Origin of the sequence: Marivita sp. (assembly GCF_017643905.1) — a bacterium.
GTDB lineage: Bacteria > Pseudomonadota > Alphaproteobacteria > Rhodobacterales > Rhodobacteraceae > Marivita.
Genome location: NZ_JAEPMO010000048.1, coordinates 1 through 21242, shown reverse-complemented (window position 1 = coordinate 21242; position 21242 = coordinate 1). Strand labels below are relative to the sequence as shown.

General features: G+C 61.5%; 18 protein-coding genes and 2 pseudogenes. 5 read left to right on the top strand and 15 right to left on the bottom strand.

The window, feature by feature from the left end:
- Positions 1-29: 29 nt before the first annotated feature.
- From JJ869_RS09545 to trpS, 10 genes and pseudogenes are all read right to left on the bottom strand, one after another.
- Positions 30-1592 (bottom strand): annotated as a pseudogene (locus tag JJ869_RS09545) (ABC transporter ATP-binding protein); the annotation flags it as partial.
- A gap of 96 nt (positions 1593-1688) precedes the next feature.
- Positions 1689-2684, bottom strand: coding sequence for a BMP family ABC transporter substrate-binding protein (locus tag JJ869_RS09540; protein WP_292266527.1), 996 nt, complete (start codon positions 2682-2684; stop codon positions 1689-1691).
- Between the two features lie 95 nt (positions 2685-2779).
- Entirely contained in the window at positions 2780-3247 is a 468-nt protein-coding gene (locus JJ869_RS09535) for a GNAT family N-acetyltransferase (RefSeq protein WP_292266525.1), read from the bottom strand.
- Positions 3244-3819 carry a tRNA (adenosine(37)-N6)-threonylcarbamoyltransferase complex dimerization subunit type 1 TsaB gene (tsaB, locus tag JJ869_RS09530; RefSeq protein WP_292266522.1) on the bottom strand — a complete coding sequence of 192 codons (576 nt, stop codon included), beginning with the start codon at positions 3817-3819 and terminating at the stop codon, positions 3244-3246. Before tsaB ends, JJ869_RS09535 begins: the two co-directional genes overlap by 4 nt.
- Entirely contained in the window at positions 3809-4372 is a 564-nt protein-coding gene (locus JJ869_RS09525) for a NifU family protein (RefSeq protein WP_292266521.1), read from the bottom strand. Before JJ869_RS09525 ends, tsaB begins: the two co-directional genes overlap by 11 nt.
- A 99-nt stretch (positions 4373-4471) precedes the next feature.
- Positions 4472-5002 carry a hypothetical protein gene (locus JJ869_RS09520; protein WP_292266518.1) on the bottom strand — a complete coding sequence of 177 codons (531 nt, stop codon included), beginning with the start codon at positions 5000-5002 and terminating at the stop codon, positions 4472-4474.
- 68 nt (positions 5003-5070) lie between these two features.
- Entirely contained in the window at positions 5071-5526 is a 456-nt protein-coding gene (locus tag JJ869_RS09515) for a universal stress protein (protein WP_292266517.1), read from the bottom strand.
- 73 nt (positions 5527-5599) lie between these two features.
- Complete coding sequence (locus tag JJ869_RS09510) at positions 5600-6469, bottom strand: branched-chain amino acid aminotransferase (RefSeq protein ID WP_292266514.1); 870 nt, start codon at positions 6467-6469, stop codon at positions 5600-5602.
- Positions 6470-6545: 76 nt separating this feature from the next.
- The gene (locus JJ869_RS09505; RefSeq protein WP_292266511.1) at positions 6546-7028 is read right to left on the bottom strand and encodes a VOC family protein; all 483 of its coding nucleotides are present in this window, start codon (positions 7026-7028) and stop codon (positions 6546-6548) included.
- A 94-nt stretch (positions 7029-7122) separates the two neighbouring features.
- Positions 7123-8157: a tryptophan--tRNA ligase gene (gene trpS / locus JJ869_RS09500; protein WP_292266509.1), complete on the bottom strand. Its 1035-nt coding sequence runs from the start codon at positions 8155-8157 to the stop codon at positions 7123-7125.
- 77 nt (positions 8158-8234) lie between these two features.
- On the opposite strand from trpS, the gene JJ869_RS09495 reads away from it, so the two are divergent.
- Complete coding sequence (locus JJ869_RS09495) at positions 8235-8924, top strand: rhomboid family intramembrane serine protease (protein WP_292266506.1); 690 nt, start codon at positions 8235-8237, stop codon at positions 8922-8924.
- On the opposite strand, the gene murJ is transcribed toward JJ869_RS09495, so the two are convergent.
- Positions 8921-10462: a murein biosynthesis integral membrane protein MurJ gene (gene murJ / locus JJ869_RS09490; protein WP_292266505.1), complete on the bottom strand. Its 1542-nt coding sequence runs from the start codon at positions 10460-10462 to the stop codon at positions 8921-8923. The two genes, JJ869_RS09495 and murJ, sit on opposite strands and share 4 nt — an antisense overlap.
- A 298-nt stretch (positions 10463-10760) precedes the next feature.
- On the opposite strand from murJ, the gene JJ869_RS09485 reads away from it, so the two are divergent.
- On the top strand, positions 10761-11069 hold the full coding sequence (locus tag JJ869_RS09485; RefSeq protein WP_292266503.1) for a type II toxin-antitoxin system prevent-host-death family antitoxin: 309 nt from the start codon (positions 10761-10763) through the stop codon (positions 11067-11069).
- 88 nt (positions 11070-11157) lie between these two features.
- Here JJ869_RS09485 and JJ869_RS09480 read toward each other — a convergent pair whose 3' ends face one another.
- The 3 genes from JJ869_RS09480 to JJ869_RS09470 are packed head-to-tail and all read right to left on the bottom strand — an operon-like array spanning position 11158 to position 17028.
- Positions 11158-13047, bottom strand: coding sequence for a DUF4214 domain-containing protein (locus tag JJ869_RS09480; protein WP_292266502.1), 1890 nt, complete (start codon positions 13045-13047; stop codon positions 11158-11160).
- Positions 13048-13076: 29 nt separating this feature from the next.
- Complete coding sequence (locus tag JJ869_RS09475; RefSeq protein ID WP_292266500.1) at positions 13077-15887, bottom strand: [protein-PII] uridylyltransferase; 2811 nt, start codon at positions 15885-15887, stop codon at positions 13077-13079.
- Positions 15847-17028, bottom strand: a complete 1182-nt coding sequence (locus JJ869_RS09470; RefSeq protein WP_292266499.1) for a penicillin-binding protein activator — start codon at positions 17026-17028, stop codon at positions 15847-15849. The genes JJ869_RS09475 and JJ869_RS09470 overlap by 41 nt, the downstream gene beginning before the upstream one ends.
- Positions 17029-17118: 90 nt before the next feature.
- Here JJ869_RS09470 and rsmI point away from each other — a divergent pair, with 90 nt between their 5' ends.
- From rsmI to gshB, 3 genes and pseudogenes are all read left to right on the top strand, one after another.
- Positions 17119-17976 carry a 16S rRNA (cytidine(1402)-2'-O)-methyltransferase gene (gene rsmI / locus JJ869_RS09465; protein WP_292266495.1) on the top strand — a complete coding sequence of 286 codons (858 nt, stop codon included), beginning with the start codon at positions 17119-17121 and terminating at the stop codon, positions 17974-17976.
- Between the two features lie 37 nt (positions 17977-18013).
- Positions 18014-18427: a YraN family protein gene (locus JJ869_RS09460; protein ID WP_292266493.1), complete on the top strand. Its 414-nt coding sequence runs from the start codon at positions 18014-18016 to the stop codon at positions 18425-18427.
- A gap of 66 nt (positions 18428-18493) precedes the next feature.
- Positions 18494-19426, top strand: a pseudogene (gshB, locus tag JJ869_RS09455) (glutathione synthase).
- Positions 19427-19544: 118 nt separating this feature from the next.
- On the opposite strand, the gene JJ869_RS09450 reads toward gshB, so the two are convergent.
- Entirely contained in the window at positions 19545-21056 is a 1512-nt protein-coding gene (locus tag JJ869_RS09450) for a YifB family Mg chelatase-like AAA ATPase (RefSeq protein ID WP_292266491.1), read from the bottom strand.
- Between the last annotated feature and the right edge of the window lie 186 nt (positions 21057-21242).

The following is a 21242-nucleotide window of genomic DNA, read 5'->3' as shown; positions in this document are numbered from 1 at the left end:
GGCGATGCAGGCATGGTCGCATGCGCCGTGTCAGTGATCCCGGCCATCAGGAGACCCAGTTCCTGTTCGTTGGTCTCTGAAGGGATTCGTTCGCCCATGATCTGGCCGTCGAACATCACCGCGATACGGTCGGAGAGCGAGAAGATCTCGTCGAGTTCGACCGACACCAACAGGATCGCCTTACCCTCGTCGCGCAGGCGGATGATCTGTTGGTGGATGAATTCGATGGCCCCAATGTCGACACCGCGGGTCGGCTGGCCGACCAACAGAATATCCGGGTTGCGCTCAATCTCGCGCGCCAGAACGATTTTCTGCTGGTTGCCGCCCGAGAAATTGCGCGCAGCCAGCTTGGGGTTCGGCGGGCGCACGTCAAAGCGCTCCATCTTGGCGGCTGCTTCGGCCTTGATCGCGGCATTGTCCATCAGCGGGCCGCTTTGGATCTTGGGATCGCGGTGGTATCCGAAAACGGTGTTTTCCCATGCCGCAAAGGACATGATCAGACCCTCACGGTGCCGGTCTTCGGGCACATGGGCGATGCCCCGCGCGCGGCGCGATTGACCGTCTGAATGCTTCCCGGTGAGGTCGATCTGCTGCCCGTTCACACGGATCGTGCCGGTGGCGTTGGCATAGCCGCCCAATACCTCGAGCAGTTCGGACTGGCCGTTGCCAGCCACCCCGGCGATGCCAAGGATTTCGCCCGCCCGCACATTGAGCGAGATGCCCTTGAGCCGTGCGACGCCCTTGTCGTCGGTGAGGCGCAGGTTTTCGACTTCGAGGATCGGCTTGCCCGGTTCGGCGGGTTTCTTGTCGACTTGTAGCAGCACCTTGCGTCCGACCATCATCTCGGCGAGCCGTTCCGGGCTGGTTTCCGAGGTCTTGACCGTCGCCGTCATCTCGCCACGGCGCATCACCGACACGGTGTCCGTGGCTTCCATGATTTCGCGCAGCTTGTGGGTGATCAGGATGATCGTCTTGCCCTCTTTGCGCAGGTTGTCGAGAATGCGGAAAAGGTGGTCGGCCTCGGCGGGCGTCAGAACGCCGGTCGGTTCGTCGAGGATCAGGATGTCGGCCTGACGGTAGAGCGCCTTGAGGATCTCGACGCGCTGCTGGTGGCCGACACTGAGGTTCTCGATGATCGCGTCAGGGTCGACGTTCAGTTCGTATTCTTCGGCCAGTTGCTTCAACACGCCGCGCGCCTTGTTCAGCGAGGGGCGGAGCAAAGGGCCATCCTCGGCGCCGAGGATCACGTTCTCCAGAACTGTGAAATTCTGAACCAGCTTGAAGTGCTGGAACACCATGCCGATGCCCGCCTTGATCGCGGCCTGGCTGTCGGGGATCTGGGTTTCCTTGCCATTGATGAAAATCTGGCCGGAATCAGCTTTGTAAAAGCCGTAAAGGATCGACATCAGGGTCGATTTGCCAGCGCCGTTTTCACCGATGATACCGTGAATCGTGCCGGGTTTCACGCTGATCGAGATGTTCTTGTTGGCCTGAACCGGGCCGAATGCCTTGGAAATGCCCTTGAGCTGGATGGCAGGCGGGACCGACGCGAGCAGCGGGTCCGTTTCGGGGGCGGCAACAGCGGTATTCATGGACTATCCCTGCATCAGTCTTCGGGTCTGTCGCCCGATACATGGCGGAGCGGCCGTGACCGGCCGCTCCGTACATCTACGCGTGATCTGAACGGATCAGAAGCTCAGCGCGGGGCAGCTGTCGTCGGACATGTAGTCGTGCACAGCAAGCTCACCGCTGGCGATCTTGGCGGATGCTTCGTCAACAGCAGCCTTCATTTCGGCGCTGACGAGCGCTTCGTTGTGCTCGTCCAGAGCGTAACCGATGCCGCCATTGGCGATGCCCATGACGTTGATGCCGGTTTCCAGATCGGTGCCCGATTTCATCGCGTCATACACCGCATTGTCCACGCGCTTCATCATGGAGGTCAGAACCTGACCCGGGTGCAGGTAGTTCTGGTTGCTGTCCACACCAATCGACAGGATGTTTTCGTCAGCAGCGGTCTGGAGCACACCCACGCCTGTGCCGCCAGCAGCGGCATAGACCACGTCAGCACCCTGGCTGATCTGCGCCTTGGTCAGCTCGGAGCCTTTCACCGGGTCGTTCCATGCGGCGGGCGTTGTGCCGGTCATGTTGGCCACAACGGTGGCATCCGGGTTCACGGCCTTGACGCCCTGCGCGTAGCCGCAGGCGAACTTGCGGATCAGCGGAATGTCCATGCCGCCGATAAATCCGACCGTGCCGGATTCAGACGCCATCGCGGCCATCATGCCGACGAGGTAGGAACCTTCATGCTCGTTGAACACAACGGAGCGTACGTTCGGCGAGTCAACCACCATGTCGATGATCGCAAACTTGGTGTCCGGATAGTCGGGGGCCACTTCGGACAGGACGTTGCCGAAGGCGAAACCGGTCATGACGATCGGGTTGTTGCCATTCTCGGCAAAGCGGCGCAGCGCCTGTTCGCGCTGGGCTTCGGACTGAAGCTCGATCTCGCGGAAGGTTTCGCCGGATTCCTCGGCCCAACGCACAGCGCCGTTGAATGCGGCTTCGTTGAACGATTTGTCAAACTTGCCGCCCAGATCGAAGATCAGCGCAGGTTCGGCAACAGCCGCGCCAGCGGTCATAGCCAGTGCGGCGGCGGCACCGTAAAGTTTGGTCATAAGGGTCATTTGCAGCTCCCAGGTGTTGGACTTCGACGGCTTGATTGCGTCGATTGGTTAGATCGGTTGATCAGAGTCAATTAAGGCTGTACGCGAAAGATAGTTCAACCGCTTTTTGTGCCAGAGCCTTGTGACGTTGGCGCAGGATCGCCTTGACCTTGCGCAATGGCCAGCGAAAGCAGCGCAGCGTCATCTTTTGTGCCGTCACGCAGCGTATAATAGCCGCGCCTCGTGCCGACGGGTGCGAATCCCCTTGCGGCGTAAAACCCCTTCGCTGGGTGGTTTCGCTCTGCGACCTCCAGAAAGATGCGGGTGATCCCAAGTTGCGTTGCCTTAAGGATGAGTTCTGAAAGGAGCGTCGATGCCACGCCTTGGCGCTGTCGCGCGGGATCTGTCGCAATCGCAAGGATTTCGGCTTCATCAGCAACCAGTTGCGCGATCAGAAATCCGTGATCGTGCGCGAGTAGGTGGCTGTACGGGCTGTCGAGAGTCGTCGCGATGTCCTGCGCGGACCACGGCCGCATCTGGTCATAGGCCCGGTCCATCAGCGCAGCCAAGTCTTCGGGTGTCACGACAGGATCACCGGGGCCGTATCGCGGGCAGGCGCTGCGTCGGCGGGTTTGACATAAAGTGGTTTGGGTCGATCCGCCGTCGCGGCATCGCGAAGCGCCGCAACTTCGGCCAATGCGGCGATCAGCCGGTGTGGATCGTCAGACTGCACCGCATCCGGTGCGTCGCAGCTTGCGACAAGCGCCGCTGCTTTTCCGGGCTGCTGCGCATAGAGCATGTCGCGCGGCGCTGCCACGGCGACTGTTTTGTCTGGCTGTAGGTGATGCAGCGCGTCCAGTGTCGAGACACCGATGGCTGGAATGCCGAGGCCCAAGGCAAGGCCGCGTGCCGCAGCGACGGAAATGCGGATGCCGGTGAAATTGCCGGGGCCGATGCCGACGCCGATACGGGTCAGGTCGGACCATCTCTTGCCCTTGCGAGCGAGGAAGTCTTCGAGCATCGGCATCAGGTGTTCGGCCTGACCACGGGCCATCTCGTCCACATGGGTCGCCATAACGCGGCCGTCGCAAAACAAAGCGGCTGCGCAATGCGCAGCCGATGTGTCGAAGGCCAGAAGTGTCGTGTCAGACGGCAACCGGGCGCACCTCGGTCACTTCCGGAATGTAGTGACGCAGCAGATTCTCGATTCCCATCTTGAGCGTCAGGGTCGAAGATGGGCAGCCAGCGCAGGCACCTTGCATGTGCAGGTAGACCACACCCCGGTCAAAGCCGTGGAACGTGATGTCGCCACCATCCTGCGCCACGGCGGGACGTACGCGGCTGTCCAGCAATTCCTTGATCTGACCCACAATCTCGCCATCTTCGCCAGAGTGCTCCGCATGGCCGGACGGCGCTTGCGCGTCACCTGCCATCACCGGATCTCCGGACTGGAAATGCTCCATGATCGCGCCCAGAAGCGCGGGCTTCAGGTGGTCCCAATCGGTGCCATCGTCCTTGGTGACGGTGACGAAGTCATGTCCGAAGAACACGCCTTTCACGCCAGAGACTGCGAACAGCCGCGTTGCCAGAGGCGAAACCGACGCGCCTTCGGCTGTCGGAAAATCGGCGGTGCCCATGTCGAGCACGGTCTGGCCGGGCAGGAACTTGAGCGTGGCGGGGTTCGGCGTGGATTCAGTCTGAATAAACATGGCGGCGCCTCCTGATGGGTGCGTCATATATGCGGTGCCGAAGGTTCATCGTCAAGGATTAGAACCGTTCTAAGTTTTGCCGAAGTCAGGCTGCACACTCTAGCGAATGGGAAGCAGGGTGACGCTAAAGTCACCCGACACGGGCATCGGCGCGGATAGATCGATGGTCCGTCCGAAATCCCCACTTTGTCCCAGTGTTCCTGTGAACGTCCCGGTGACGCGCAACAGGTCGCCGTCGAGGGCGCTGTCAGTCACCATGACCGTCAGACCACCGCTGTCGCCCCGCCCATACCAGCGTTCGAAATCCGCATCCCCGGTTCTGCGCAGCAACGACATTTCCGGCAGTTGCGCGCTATTCCGCAACAGGTCGAAAGCCAGTCTGAGGGATTGGAAACGCTTCCAGGTTTCCAGATCGGAGGGCCGCGAGAAAATGCTGACCCTGATGAAGCCTTGTGTACCGGTCCAATCGCTATGACCCGCGCTCAGCGGCAGTTCCAGGGTTTGATCCGCCAGAGTGAGCGTGATCAGCCCGTCTTCCTTGGCGGCCGCTATGGATGCCGCAAACAGGCTGTAGCCAAAGCAGAGTGCAACCAAATTGCGTCGAAAGCAGAAACCCGAAAAAGCAGTCACTATACCCTCCTACGTCTTGTCGCGGACACGGTGTTTGGCCGTGTCACCACCTGACGCAAAGGGATGTGTCAGGTGATTGCTTCGAGCCGTTCCTTGGACAGTTCGCCCGGCACGATCGTAATCGGGATCGGCAGGCTGCCCGCGTTTTTGGTCAGCGCGGTCACCAGCGGGCCGGGGCCTTTTTTGCCGGTGTTGGCGCCCAGCACCAAAACGCCGATATCCGGATCAGCCTGCACTTGGGCGATGATCTCGGTCACGGCTTCACCTTCACGGATGACCAGTTCTGGGTCGACCCCTTGCTTGTCGCGCATCCATTTCGCGAAGACCTCGAAATGCGCGTGAATGCGCTCGCGCGCCTCTTCCCGCATCACTTCGCCCACACCGATCCAGTGATTGAACTCGTCCGCCGGGATGATCGACAGAATCTCGACCCCGCCACCCGTATTGGCCGCCCGCATCGCTGCAAAGCGCATCGCATTCAGGCATTCGCGGCTGTCATCCAGCACAACAAGAAACTTACGCATAGATGTTCTCCCGCAGGGGATCATGACGTAGTAGACCTGCCCGCGCAATAGATGTTGCTTTTGACGTTGCGGTTTACGCGGGTTGCGCAGAGTGCGCCCAGTCCCAATACATCTCGCGCACCCGGCGCGTGACGGGGCCAACCTGGTACGACGTGTCTTCGAAGCCGACCACCGGCGTCACCTTGTTCATATTGCCGGACAGGAACACTTCGTCCGCCGCCTCGAAATCGGCGAAGCTCAGAACGGTTTCGTGCACTTTCGTGCCATCCGCGCGCAGATTGGTCATGTGCCGCGACCGGGTGATCCCGGCAAGGAAGGTGCCGTTTGCGATAGGGGTGAACACCTCTCCGTCCTTGACCATGAACACGTTGGCGGTTGCACTTTCGGCCACATTGCCCATGGCGTCCGTCACAAGCGCGTTCTGGAACCCGCGCGACCGCACCTCGGCCAGCATCCGTGCGTTGTTGGGATAAAGACAGCCCGCCTTGGCGTTCACCACCGAGCTTTCCAAGACAGGGCGGCGGAATTGCGTTTTGCCCAGCGTGACACTGGCCGTTTCAGGCGCCATCGGGATTTCTTCGAGGCAGATGGCAAAGCCGGTCTTGCCCGGCTGCGGGACAATCGCGGTCATGTCGCCGTCAATCGCCCAGTACATCGGGCGGATATAGACGGCCGTGTCCTTGGGGTAGGCGCGCAGACCGTCCCAAACGATCTGCACCATGTCCTCGGCGCTGACTGTCGGCGTCACCATCAGGGCCTCGGCCGAACGGTTGACGCGTTGGCAATGGGCCAGAAGATCGGGGGCGACACCATTCACGTAACGTGCGCCATCGAAAACGCCGCTGCCCAGCCAAGCGCCATGGTCGGCGGCATTCATCACGGCGACATCGCCATTGTGCCAGGTGCCGTTGAAATAGGTGTGGATGTTCTTGCCGGTTGCCATGGCGACCTCCCTCTTTTGCAGCGCACGTTAGGTGCGCGGCAGAGGAAGGTCCATACCGGGCGAGCAGCTCGGCGAGTCAGGCCACTTCGAGCAGCAGCGCCTCTAGGTCGAGCGGCGTATTGACCATGTCGAGTTGGCCGCTCGCATCCCGTGGCCACTCGCCCTCGGGCCGATCGCGGTAAATCTCGATCCCGTTGCCATCCGGGTCACTGAAATAGATCGCTTCGCTCACGCCGTGATCGGCAGCACCTTCGATCTCGACGCCCGCATCCAGTACGGATTTGAACGCCTGCGCCAAGGCAGCCCGATCTGGATAGAGAAAGGCGACATGGAACAGACCCGCGCTGCGCTTTGGGGCGGGGGAACCGTTCTTGCTGAACCACGTGTTCAGCCCGATATGGTGATGGTACCCACCTGCTGACAGAAATGCCGCCTGATCGCCGTAGCTTTGGGTCACGTCGAGGCCCATTACGTCTCGATAGAAGGCGATGGAGCGGTTCAGGTCTGTGACTTTGAGGTGGACGTGCCCGATGGACATGCCGGGATGCGCTTTGGTCATGGTCTTTCCTTTCGACCGTTTAGACCAATTTACGTCTGCGCGCCTTTGCAGGGAAGAGTAAAAGGCGCGCAAGTTCTGTGCGTGAATGCGAAGATTAAGACACCATGCCGATGATCTCGTAGGTCTTCTTGAGGATCGGTGCCGCAATCGCGCGTGCGCGGTCGGACCCCTTGCTCAGGATCGCGTCGATCTCATCAGGTTCCTGCATGAGCCGCGCCATCTCGGTCGAGATCGGAGACAACTTTGCGACGGCCAGATCCGAAAGCATCGGTTTGAATTCCGAGAACGGCTTGCCGCCCACATCGCGCAGCACGGCCTCGACCGACTGATCCGCCAGTCCGGCGTAGATGTTGACGAGGTTGCGCGCTTCGGGACGGCCTTCCAGCCCTTCGACTTCGGAAGGCAGCGCATCGGGGTCTGTCTTGGCCTTGCGGATCTTCTGCGCGATGGCATCGGCATCGTCGGTCAGGTTGATCCGGCTCGCATCCGACGGGTCAGATTTGGACATCTTCTTGGACCCGTCGCGCAGGCTCATCACGCGCGTTGCCGCACCTTCGATCACCGGTTCGGTGACCGGAAAGAAGTCCACGCCGTAATCGTGGTTGAACTTGATCGCGATGTCGCGGGTCAGTTCCAGATGCTGTTTCTGGTCTTCGCCGACCGGCACATGGGTCGCGTGATAGACAAGGATGTCCGCGGCCATCAGCGCCGGATAGGCAAACAGGCCGAGGGACGCATTCTGCGTGTTCTTGCCTGCCTTATCCTTCCACTGGGTCATCCGCTGCATCCAGCCCATGCGGGCGATGCAGTTGAAAATCCACGCCAATTGCGCGTGTTCTGCGACCTGGCTCTGATTGAAGAGGATGGATTTCGCCGGATCAAGGCCCGAGGCGATATAACCTGCCGTCAACTCGCGGGTCTGGCGGCGCAGCACGTCGGGTTCGAACAGGGTAGCCGTGATCGCATGCAGATCGACGATGCAATAAATCGTCTCGTAATCCTCGTCCTGCTTTTCGACGAAGCGCTTGATCGCGCCAAGATAATTGCCCAGCGTCAGCCCCCCTGAGGGCTGAATCCCCGAGAAAATGCGGGGTGTGAACGCGGGAGAGGTTTGGACCCCCTCGGACATGGCAAAACTCCATCTGGCAAAACTGGTGCTGGTGCCTTACCCATGACCCCAAGTGCCGTCAAGCAAGGGCCAGAGCAGTGAGCCATCCGCATAATGAACCGCCGTTGAACCCGTTGCCGCCCGTGGTGATCGCGCTGTTCCTTGTCATCGTGGGGCTTGAGGTGGTTTTCACTCTCGGTGCGCGGGGTCTGATCGGTGGTCCGGGGGCCGTGGGGTGGCGTCTTGGCACGTTGGAACGCTTTGCCTTTTCTGCCGAAATTTTTGACTGGATGCGCGAGGCCGGGCGTTGGCCTATTGAGCATGTGATGCGGTTCGTCTCGTATCCGTTTGTGCATGCCAGCTTTACCCATGCGCTGTTTGCCGGAGTGATGCTGCTGGCGCTTGGCAAGATGGTGGGCGAGGCAATGGGCAGCTTTGCCGTGGTGCTGATTTTCTTTGTTTCTGCTGCAGGAGGTGCGCTGGTCTATGCGTTTGCCGTGAGAAGCTCGATGCCGTTGATCGGCGCGTTTCCTGCCGTTTATGGCTTGATCGGCGGTTTCACTTATCTGCTTTGGCTGCGACTGGGTCAGTTGGGTGAAAAGCAGATCCGGGCCTTTACATTGATCGGCTTCCTTTTGGCCATCCAATTGATTTTCGGACTGCTTTTCGGGGCGAATTACGAATGGGTCGCGGATCTGGCAAGCTTTGCCATCGGCTTCGCGCTGTCCACCATTCTGGTGCCCGGCGGATTGGCGAAACTGGTCGACCGGTTGCGTCAGCGCAGCTAGCGGCGGCGGAACGCGTCGCGGAATTCACGCAGAGAAAAGGCTCCGATGGCCTGTCCGATCAGCGCGTAGCTGATCATTCCGAGACCGATCAGGATCGTCAGCGCGATGAACCGAATACCCGCCATGGCAAGGAACGGACCCAGCACAACCGTACCGCCCCAGAGCACAGCACCCATGGCTCCTGATGCAAGGCAGACCCGCCAGATGCGTCGACGGAAGCGGTCGTCGAAGCGGGCGACATCCCCCAACTTGCGACCACCTTGCGCCAGCATCCAGACCATCACCCATCCGGCAAGCGTGGTGGCAATCGCGGGTGCGATCCAACCTATGAGTGGCGCCAGTCCGATGGCGACGCCTGCGTTCACGATCATTGCCCACACCGCAAAGCGGAAAGGCGACTTGGTGTCTTCGCGCGCAAAGAACAGTGGCTGCAGAACTTTCTGCAAAACAAAGGCCGGAAGCCCCAAACCGTAAATCGCGACCGCGACCGCGATGGCGGCGGAATCGTCCGCGCCGGTGGCACCTCGTTCGAACAGGACCGAGACCAGAGGCAGGGGGATCACCACGAGGGCCACCGCTGCCGGGATCGTGAGGGCCAGCGACAGCTCCCCGGCCCGCGAGAACGCATGTTTGGCACCGCTGTCATCCTGCGCGCCGAGCCGTCGGGAGAGGTCGGGCAGAAGCACGATCCCAACCGCAATCCCAACCACGCCGAGGGGCAATTGATACAGACGGTCCGCGGCATAGAGCCAGCCAACCGCCTTGTCGAAATGCGAGGCAACCTGTTGACCGACAAGCAGATTGATCTGCATCACGCCCCCGGCAAGGGCGGCGGGAATGGCAACGACGACCAGCCGCTTCATCTCGGGTGTCCAACGGGGGCGGGTTGGGCGGAGGCGGATGCCCGCGCGATCGGTTGCGACCCAGACAAGGGCGAGTTGGGCGATGCCCGCAACAGGCACGGTCCAGACAAGCCAGCGGATCACTTCGCCGCCGGCGTAGGCGGCCCAAACCATTGATGCGCATACGAAAATATTCAGAAATACAGGCGCAGCGGCGGCCGCGGCAAAGCGGCCCGTGGCGTTCAGGACGCCGGAGAACAGCGCGGTCAGGGACATCAACAGGATGTAGGGAAAGACGATCCGGCCATAGTCGACGGTCAGTTCGAACCGGGCATCGCCGACGAACCCTCCCGCGGTCAGCCAGACCAGAGCGGGCATGAAGATCATCGCGATGGCACTCAGGATCAGGAGCACGAAGGCCAGCCCGGACAAGGCTTGAGTGGCAAATCCGATGGGGTCGTCATCGACCTCTAGCCGCTTGGAAAACATCGGAACGAAGGAGGCGTTGAACGCCCCTTCGGCGAAGAAGCGGCGGAACATGTTGGGCAGGCGGAACGCGGCGACGAAGGCGTCCATGACCGGGCCGGGGCCAATGAAAGCGAGGATCATGACCTCGCGCAGCACGCCCAGAATACGGCTCATCAATGTCCAGAAGCCGACGGTGAGAACTCCGGAAATGAGGCGGATGGGTTTCATGCGGGCTCCTTGCGCGTGACGACCGGGGTAGAGCAGAAATCATCCGGCGAAAAGAGCCTGTTGTACGGTTTGGGGACATGTACCGTACGCTTTACGCCCTGCTTTGTGCCTGTTTCCGGGGTTTTGAGCGGGATTTGGCGGGGGACCGATCCAAGCGTACGGATCGTGGGCTTGAACCGCACGATTCATCCGTACGGTTTGCCGATTTTTCCGCCACATTCCGCAACGCGCCCTGCGCTTACGATTTGTCAACGCTTTCGCGTCAGCATGGCCTGATCCGCAAAGATGGGATTCGGCCGTGTATTTCTACAATCTCTCTCCGATCGAGGACATCAACACCGACTGGCTGCGCCGCCATTTACGGCTCGTGCTGGAGGAGGTGAACCATGGGGCACGCTATGCCATCTTGCGGCGCGGTCGACCTGTGGCGGGGCTTGTGCCCGTATCCGAAGCACGGGCCCTGTTCGAAGCGACGCGGGCTGACAGGAAGTATCGCGACATTCAGCAGGATATGAACAGGCGCGACGAAGATCGTCTTAGGCAGGCCGTTGCAGATGCAGGCCCGGCGGAACAGCGGTATTATCGAGAGCGTTATGGCAGGGTTTGATCCTGCGTGGACATTCCGCCGGATTGCCGCGCTTTTGGTTGGGGCAATCCGGTTTGTTCATCGCGTCATATGTGGGTTCGCGACGCGCTCAGACGATGTCGGCAAACGGGTTGCTGATCACTCCAACAACCGGCATCAGCAGATCGGTGCTGCTCGCTTCGGCCTCGACCAAGGACGCATCCGAAAGCGCCTGCGCAGCGGCAAGACTTTCGGCGCTGCCGTCGAACGCATCCATCACGGAATTTGCGGCGGTCAGGTTGTTCTGGCCCTGGATCACCGCGAAGTAGAGGCCAAGATCAGTTTTGGCGTCGATATAGGCGACATCAGCGGGCGACCCTGTCGCGGCGCGTGCCCCTTCCAGAAGATCAAGGATGAACCCGCTCTCGGTGACATTGCCCGAGGCCAATTGACCGGTCCAGAAATCGAACCCGGCCTGATCCGGGTTTCTGCCCAACACGTTGTTGTAGACGGCGGTGACGAAATCGCCATCGCTGACCCCGGAATAGAGCGCGACGGTTTCCGGCTGAGTGAAGAAGAGATCGGCAATCGCTTCGAAGGAAAAGCCGTTTTTCTGGAAAGCCGTTGCCCAGAAGGACAGACCCAGCGCATCCGCAGCGCGGTCGAAATAGGCGATGTAGAGTTCGGTCAGGGTGGTGAGATTGGCAGCGGAGATCAGGCCGATCCCATCATGTTTGTCGAGGTCCAGTTGCACGCCGCCTTCGGTGACGATGGTTTCCACCCGCAACAGCGCAGTGTCCCCGCGTGTATCGGTGCGGTCGGTGGCGGTGGTGACGCTGCCGTTGAAGGTCAGCGTCATGTCGCCCTGCGCAACAGAGTCGAAGCGGACCGTGTCACGCCCGTCGCCGCCGTCAATGCTGTCTGCGCCGTTCAGGTCGGCGATGAAGAGGTCATCCCCTTCGTAGAGCCGGACAAGCTGTGCCACCGGTCCGTCTGTGACCATGTCGGCACGATCGGTGGCGAAGAGAACGGTCAGGTCAGGGAGTGCGGTGAAATTGATTGTTTCGGCAGACCCGAAGCCGTCATTGGCGACGACCCCTGTGGCGAAATCAAGATCAAGCCCGGCGGTGGCATCGCTGAAAAGGAAATCCAGGATTGGAAGTCCGTCGCCTGGATCAATGTTGTAGACATCTGCCCCGGGACCCCCGATGAGGGCCACGACCTGGCCGGCAGTCAGGCGAACGGTGTAGGTATCGGCGTCGCTGGTCCCCTCAAGCCCGAGGTAATGCCCAAGCGCGCCAGCGACATTCTGCAGAGTGTCGGTGAACCCGGTCGAGGTGATCGTTCCGGTGTTGGTCACGCCGTCGATGTCGAAGGTCACCGGGGTGTCGATACCGTCGTAATCAAGGATGAAGCCGGGTTCATCGGTGCCTTCAGGCACGTCAAAGGCGATGGTGTCATTACCGGGGCTGCCGATGATGCGGTCGCCATCACTGTTGCTTGCGCCGGTGCTGATAACGTCATTGCCCGCCCCGCCCTGGACGTCATCGTCGAAGGGCGATCCGATAAAGATGATCGGTTTGGTGATCAGGGGCAGAAAATTGGCCCAGGTCACTTCCTGATTGAAACCGCCCTGTCCACCGCTGACATCGACGACGATCTGCGCGGAACTGTTGAAGAGTTCCGCGACGCCGGAATAGTCCGACCGGGTGTCGATGTCGATCAGGGCATCCTGGAACGCCTGCGCCGACCAGCTGATATTGCTGATCGTGGCCTGTTCGATGTTCAATCCGTTGAACACCATGGACGTGATCACGCCGGACAGGAAACTGCCCTGGGCGTCCGCGCTGAACCCTATGCCTTGCAGCACCACGTTCACATTCGCCTGCGTGAACACCGTATGGGTCAACACCGCTTCGGTCGGCGAAATGGACGTGAGCGCAATGCTGAGCGCCCCTGTTCCATCAAGGAAAGACTGTCGCAGAAAATTGGAGTTGTTGCCGGTAAAGGTGAATTGCATGCGGCTTTCCTCAGACTGGATGTGGTGACCTATTCCTTGGCCCGCGCCGCGCCTTCCGAAATCGCCGTGCGCAGTTTGGTTTCAAGGGATTTCTGTTTGCTTTCCGAATGGAATTTGAGGCCGAACATGTCCTTGACGTAGAACGTGTCGACCACCTGTTCGCCATAGGTCGCGATGACGGCAGACGCGATGTAGACATTGGCGTTGGCCAGCGTGCGGGTCAGATCGAACAGCAGACCGGGGCGATCGCGGGTGTCGACCTCGATGATCGTGTAAATCTCGGATCCTTCGTTGTCGAAGGTGATCGAGGTCGGCACGTTGAAGGCACGTTCGCGCTTCTTCATCTTGTCGCGCGGCTTGATTGCCTCGCGCGCGACGATGTCGCCGCGCAGGGTCTTGGCGATCATGTCGCGCAGGCGGGGAATGCGGGCGTCTTCGTAGGGCGAGCCGTCGCTGTCCTGGATCCAGAAGGCGGCCGTGGCAAAGCCATCCTTGGAGGTAAAGGTGCGCGCGTCGACCACGTTGGCCCCGACCAGCGCCACTGCACCGGCGAGGCGCGAGAAGATCCCGGGGTGATCCGAGAGGGCAAAGCAGACGCGGGTCGCGTCGCGGTCTTCGTCGGGATGGATGTCAATGCGGATCTCGTTGTCGCCGATGTCGCGCAGAAGATTGGCGAAGACCTTGTGGGCGGTGACGTGCAGACCCTGCCAATAGGGCGGATAGTGGCGCGCGGTCTCGATGCGCAGGTCCTTGGCGTCCCAGCCCTGAAGCGCGTCGCGCAGGGCCTTCTTGGCCTCGGTGCCGCGGTTTTCGCGGTTGAGTGCTTCCATCCCGTCTTCAAGCGCGCGGCGGGTCTGGCGGTAGAGCGCGCGGATCAGCACTGCCTTCCAGTTATTCCAGGTGCCTGGGCCCACGCCGCGGATGTCGCAGACGGTGAGCACACAAAGCAGGTCGAGCCGTTCGCGGGTCTGCACCGCCTTGGCGAAATCGCGCACGGTGCGCGGATCGGCGATGTCGCGCTTCTGCGCCATGTCGGACATCAAGAGATGATAGCGCACCAGCCATTCGACGGTGGCGCATTCCTGTTTGTTGAGGCCCAGGCGCGGTGCCACCTTGCGGGCGATCTTGGCCCCCAGAACCGAGTGGTCTTCGTCGCGGCCCTTTCCGATGTCGTGCAGGAGCAGCGCAACGTAGAGCACCTTGCGGTTGATGCCGTGTTTGAGGATTGAGCTGGCGACGGGCAGGTCTTCCTCGAGATGACCGTTTTCGATCTCGCTCAGGTGCCAGATGCATTGGATCGTGTGTTCGTCCACCGTGTAATGGTGGTACATGTTGAACTGCATCATCGCCACGATCGGCTCAAACTCGGGGATGAAGGCCGACAGGACGCCGAGTTCGTTCATGCGGCGCAGGGCGCGTTCTGGGTTGCCGTGTTTGAGCAGCAGGTCGAGGAAGATGCGCTGGGCCTCTTTGTCTTCGCGCATGTCCTTGTCGATAAGGTGCAGATTGGCGCTGATCAGGCGCATGGCATTGGCGTGGATCAGCAGGCCGGTGCGCAGCGCTTCCTCGAAAATGCGCAGGAGGTTCATCTTGTCGGCAAGAAAGGCCGCATCGTCGGTGATGGCGAGGCGGTTGTTCACCACCTCGTAGCCGTCGCGCGTTTTTGGGACACGCTTGAAGAGCCGCAACAAGAGGGGTGGGTCTTTTTGCTGCGAGGCTTCGAGCGAGGTGAGGAAGATGCGGGTCAGGTCGCCGACGGAGGTGGCGTGGCGGAAGAAATCCTGCATGAAGATCTCGACCCCGCGGCGACCGCCCTTGTCGGTATATCCCATCCGGTCAGCAACCTCGACCTGCATGTCGAAGGTGAGCTGTTCCGTGGCGCGGCCCGTGGCGAGGTGCAGATGGCAGCGCACCGCCCATAGGAAATTCTCGGCCTTGACGAAAGTGGCAAATTCTTCAGCCCGGAACACGCCTGCACGGACCAGTTTGCCGAGATCGTCAGTGTGATGGATGTACTTGGCGATCCAGAACAGCGATTGCAGATCGCGCAAGCCCCCTTTGCCCTCCTTCACGTTGGGTTCGACCATGTAGCGCTGGCCCTGCTTGACGTGTCGCGCGTCGCGCTCGGCGAGTTTGGCATCGACAAATTCTACCTCGGTGCCTTTGAAGAGCGTGTTCCAGAGCTTGGTGTCGAGCTCGGCCGCGAGCGGTTCGTATCCGACCAGAAAGCGGTGTTCGAGCATGGCGGTGCGGATTGTGAAATCATCAGCACCCAGCCGCAGGCAGTCTTTGACGGTGCGGGATGAATGGCCGACCTTCAGCTTGAGATCCCACAGGATGTAAAGCATGGATTCGATCACGCTCTCGGCCCATGCGGTGATCTTGTAGGGCGTCAGGAAGAGCAGATCGACATCCGAAAATGGCGCCATCTCGCCACGCCCATAGCCCCCGACCGCCAGAACTGTCAGGCGCTCGCCCTCGGTCGGATTGGGGTTGCGGTGGACGCGTTCGGTGACGATCTCGAATGTCAGTTTGATGAGTTGATCGGTGAGCCACGTGTAGCCCGTTGTGACCGGCAAGGCATTGCGGGGGTTGGCGTCCAGGCGGGCGGCGACAGCCGCGCGGCCGGTTTTCTGCGCGTCCTTGAGAACCGCAACAACCGCGCTGCGGACGTCGCGTTCATCATAGCTGTCACCGACTGCGGCCCACATCGCATCACGAAGGGACGGCACGTCGAGGATGTCGGAGAAATCATCGGAGGCGGCTGGCGCCTCCGAGGGGTTGGTCAGGCTCAGGGATTTAGAAGCCTGCGCCGCCGAAGCCGGATGGGGCTGGGTCAAGGATGGTCACCTGGTTGTTGCGCACGGTCGCCACCGCAAGACCGCGTTCATTGGTTCCGTCCGGGCGCAGGCGGAAGACACCATTCGCCCCCTGGAAACCCGAGTTCTGTGTCAGTGCCCGAGCCGAAAGTGCATCGGAGCGGCCCTGCCGGACGAGCGCGCCGATTGCCGCGATTCCGTCAAAGGCCAAGCCGGCGAGCGGGTGCGGGTCGGTGCCGAACTGCGCCCGATAGCGGCTGTCGAAGGCGTTCTTGGCTGCGGTATCGGGGAGTGCGAAATAGCCGCCCTGTGCGCCCGGCAACGACAGGATTTGCGTCGGAACATCCCAGCGCGCGAGACCCATATATTGGATTGTCGCCGGGCTGAGACCCGCTTCAGGCAGCATTTGCAGCAGCATGGGCAGCGCGCCCGCCGCGTTCGACGTCAGGAACACCGAATCTGCACCGGTGGAGCTGACGGCTGACTGGATACGCGGCACGGCTGATGTCACGCCTTCCTGCGAGAAAGGGAATGATTCGATGGCGGTGACGCGGACACCGTTCTGGGTGGCGGCGGCCTGAATCGCGGCTTTGCCGAATTCGCCCTCCACGTTTTGCGGATGAACGATCACCACCGAATTGCGGCCCTGTCGGGACGCATATCCCAGAAGGCGGTCCGCCGTGTTGCGGAAGGTCGGCCCCAGGACAAAGACGTTGCCGCCAGCAATCGACGGGTTGTTCGAGAAGCTGAGCACGTTGACGCCATTGTCGGCCACGGCAACACCTGCAGCGTTGGCGGCTTCGCCAAAGAGCGGGCCGAGAATGATCTGCGCGCCCTCGGCGACGGCGGTTTCGGCCTGAACGGCGGCGCGCTGTGCATCGCCCGCAGTGTCATAAACCCGCAGGTCGATCTGCACACCGTCAAGCGAGGCCACGGCAAGGCGCGCGGCGTTTTCGAGGCTGGCCGCAACAGCACCTGCGCCGCTGTCGCTGCGCGGGATCAGCAGGGCAACGGGAATCGGCGCATTGGTGTTGACGTTTGGCCCGGAGCCACCACTCGGGGCGGTCATCATCGCAGGATCACAGGCCGCCAGACCCATGAGCGCGGCAACCGCCATTGCTTTGCGCAACAGCTTGCGGGGGGTGGACAAAACAGCCAACATAAAACGCACTCCTTTTGCGCACCGAACAGGATTTGGGCGCGCGACATCAATTGGGGCCGATAATAGACAACGACAAAGGCGGGTCCAGACATGAATTGGCAGACACGCGAGATCGCGCCGGGCCTGTACCTTGTGGCGACCCCGCTGGGCAATGCGCGCGACATCACGTTGCGGGCGCTCGACCTGCTGGCAGGGGCGGATGTGCTTGCGGCGGAGGACACGCGGTCGCTGCGGCGGTTGATGGAGATCCACGGGGTTGCGTTGGGGGACCGGCCACTGGTCGCGTATCACGATCACAACGGGGACCGGGCGCGGCCAAGGCTGATGGCGGCGCTGGAGGCGGGGCAGTCGGTTGTTTATGCGTCCGAGGCGGGCACGCCGTTGATCTCGGATCCGGGATTTGACCTGATGCGCGCGGCGTTGCAGGCGGGTTTTGCCTGTACAACAGCTCCGGGTCCGACGGCGGTTGTGGCGGCATTGACCCTGTCGGGACTGCCGTCGGACCGGTTTCTGTTCGCGGGGTTTCTGCCGAATACGTCGAGCAAGCGGAAGACGGCGCTGGCGGAATTCGTCGGCGTGCCCGCGACCTTGATCTTTTACGAATCCCCCAAGCGATTGGGCGCCATGCTGCGGGACGCGGCCGAAGTTCTGGGGCCGGACCGGGACGCGGTGGTGTGCCGGGAGTTAACCAAGAAATTCGAAGAGCGTTGTGCGGGGTCACTGGCGGATTTATCCACCAGGTATTCGGAAGAAACCCCAAAGGGCGAAATCGTCGTTGTGATTGATCGTGGTGTCGGGGTTGTGACGGATCAGGCGACACTCGACGAGGCGTTGCAGGATGCGCTGACGCGGATGTCGGTCAAGGATGCGGCAACGGAAGTGTCGAAGATGTTCGGTGTGCCACGGCGCGAGGCGTATCAAAGGGCGATGGCGTTAGGGGAACGTTGATTGTTTGGTGGTAGCGTGCAGGGGAAAGGGGTGTGACATGCCATTCGATTTTCTGAACGACCCGGTATCGCCCGACGCAGCATCGCAATCGAAGGATGCGCGCAGAACCAACTATCACGCAGGGCTGAGCGCGGAACAGTCGGTGGCCCGGCATTACGCGGATCGTGGTGCGGTGCTGCGCGAAACACGCTGGCGCGGGCGCTGTGGGGAGATCGACCTGATCCTGTCCGAAGGGGACCGGATTGTGTTTGTCGAGGTCAAGAAAAGCCGCACACATGCGATGGCGGTGCAGCGTGTGACGGCCCGCCAACTTGACCGCATTCTGCGCAGTGCAGAAGATTATCTGGGTCAATGCCCGGCGGGTACGCTGACCGATGCGCGGCTGGATGTGGCGCTGGTGGATGCGCAGGGGGTGATCGACATCATCCCGAATGCCAGCATGGGGCTCTGACGGGCCGATCTTGCACGCCCTTATGGCTTGCGCCATTAGAAAGGGAGAGTTTGCAAGGGGCAGCACATGAAAATCGCGTTTCAGATGGACCCGATCCAGTCGGTCAACATCAATGCCGACAGTTCTTTCCGGTTGGCCGAAGAGGCGCAGGCGCGGGGGCATGAGCTGTTCTTCTACAGCCCGGACAGGCTGGCGTTCGACGAGGGGCGGATCCTTGCCGTGGGGCAGTGGTTCACCGTGCAGCGGGTGCAGGGCGATCATGTGGCGCTTGGACCCGAGGTGCAGGTCGATCTGACGGAGGTGGACGTGGTGTGGCTGCGGCAGGATCCGCCGTTTGACATGCATTAAATCACGTCGACCCACCTTCTGGACCGGCTGAAGGGCAAGCCGCTGGTGGTCAATGCCCCGTTCTGGGTGCGCAATTACCCGGAAAAGCTGTTGGTGCTGGATTTCCCGGATCTCACGCCACCGACGATGATCGCGCGGGATCTGAGCACGATCAAGGCGTTCAAGGCGCGGTATGGGGATGTCATTCTCAAGCCGCTTTATGGCAATGGCGGCGCCGGGGTGTTCCGGTTGGATGCCAATGACCGCAACCTGTCGTCGCTGCACGAGCTGTTCACCGGGTTTTCGCGGGAGCCGCTCATCGTGCAGAAGTTTCTGCCGGATGTGTCGGCGGGGGACAAGCGGGTGATCCTAGTCGATGGGGAAGCGGTTGGGGCGATCAACCGGGTGCCGGCGGCGGGTGAGACGCGGTCGAATATGCATGTTGGCGGGCGTCCCGAGAAGATTGGGCTGACAGAGCGTGATCTGGAGATTTGCGCGCGGATCGGGCCGCTTTTGAAGGAAAAGGGACAGGTGTTCGTGGGGATCGACGTGATCGGGGATTACCTGACCGAGATCAACGTGACCTCGCCCACCGGCATTCAGGAACTGGAGCGCTTCGACGGGATCAACGTGGCCGAAAAGATTTGGCAGGCGATCGAGGCCAAGCTTTAAGGGCTTCTCGTCGGGCCTTTCGGCCCGCCTCAAGGGGCGGGTTTTGTCGGTGTGATGTGCAGCACGCCTCAGGTTTGTTTGTCTTGCCTGGTTTGTGATGGTGCGTGTCTCGGCCGCCTCACGGTGCGCCCTGCGGCAGACGGTAGCTGAGAGCTTCGGCGACGTGGTCGCGGGTGATGGCGTCCTGTGCGTCGAGATCGGCGATGCTGCGTGCGACGCGCAACACACGGTGATAGCCGCGCGCCGAGAGGCCGAAACGGTCGGCGGCGCTTGTCAGAAGCGCGCGGGCCGGGGTGTCGAGGGTGGTGGTCTGGTCGAGCAGGTCGCCTTCGAGATCGGCATTCTGGTGCATGTCGGGGTGGTATTCGAAGCGGGCTGTCTGAACCGCGCGGGCGGCGGCGACACGGGTGGCCAGTTCGTGGCTGCTGGCACCGGAGCTGGGCAGGTCGAGATCGCGGAAGGCAACGGGCGGCACGTCCACGCGCAGATCGAAACGATCCATCAAGGGGCCGGAGATGCGGCCCATATAGTCTTCCCCGCAATTGGGCGCACGGGAACAGGCGCGGGCCGGGTCGCTGAGGTAGCCGCATTTGCAGGGGTTCGCGGCGGCGACCAGCATGAAGCGGCAGGGATACTTGATATGGGCATTTGCGCGGGCGACCATGACCTCGCCCGTCTCGATAGGCTGGCGGAGGGTTTCGAGAACCGCCCGGGGGAATTCCGGGAATTCATCCATGAAGAGCACGCCATTGTGGGCGAGGCTGATTTCGCCCGGTTTTGCGGTGCGTCCACCGCCGACGATGGCGGCCATAGACGCGGTGTGGTGCGGTTCGCGGAAGGGGCGGTGACGCGAGATGCCGCCCGCTTCGATCAGGCCGGAGAGCGAATGCACCATGGAGGTTTCCAACGCCTCGGCCGGGGTGAGCGGCGGCAGGATGCCGGGCAGACGTGCGGCCAGCATGGATTTGCCAGAGCCCGGCGTGCCGACCATCAAGACATGATGCCGCCCGGCGGCGGCGATTTCGAGCGCCCGTTTGGCGCGTTCCTGCCCTTTGACATCGCGCATGTCGCGGCTGTCAGGGGCGTGGCTGACTTCGCCGGGATCGCAGGGTGCGAGCGGCGTACGCCCGGTCATGTGCTGGATCACGTCCATCAGCCCTTTGGCCCCGATCACCTGACAGCCGCCGACCCATGCCGCTTCGGCACCTGACGCGGCGGGGCAGATCAGGGCCCGGTTTTCCTCGGCTGCGGCCATGGCGGCGGGAAGAGCGCCGATTACCGGGATCAGCGCACCGTCGAGCGACAGTTCCCCAAGGGCGACGGTGTCGGACACCGCGTCTTTGGGCAGGATTTCAAGCTCAGCCAGCAGGGCCAACGCGATGGGCAGGTCGAAATGCGAGCCTTCCTTCGGGAGGTCCGCAGGAGAGAGGTTCACCGTAATGCGTTTCGAGGGCAGCGCGATATGAAGGGTCGAGAGCGCGCCGCGCACCCGGTCGCGGGATTCCGACACGGCCTTGTCAGGCAGGCCCACCACGGCAAAGGCGGGTATGCCTGGGGTGATGGCACATTGCACCTCGACCATGCGGGCATCGACGCCTTCGAAGGCGACAGTATAGGCATGTGCAACCATGGGATCCGGTCCTCGCGTGCTGCGAGGTTTGGGCCTTCATGGTTGCTAGAGCGTGTCGCCCCTGATCAGATTCAGGATTCCCATGATGCTTGCCTTGTGATTCCATGCTTTTGAGGCAGATATGGGGGTCAGTTATGGGTAAGCCACATCCTGTTGAGTTGCGTGATCGCGCCGTGCGTCTTGTCG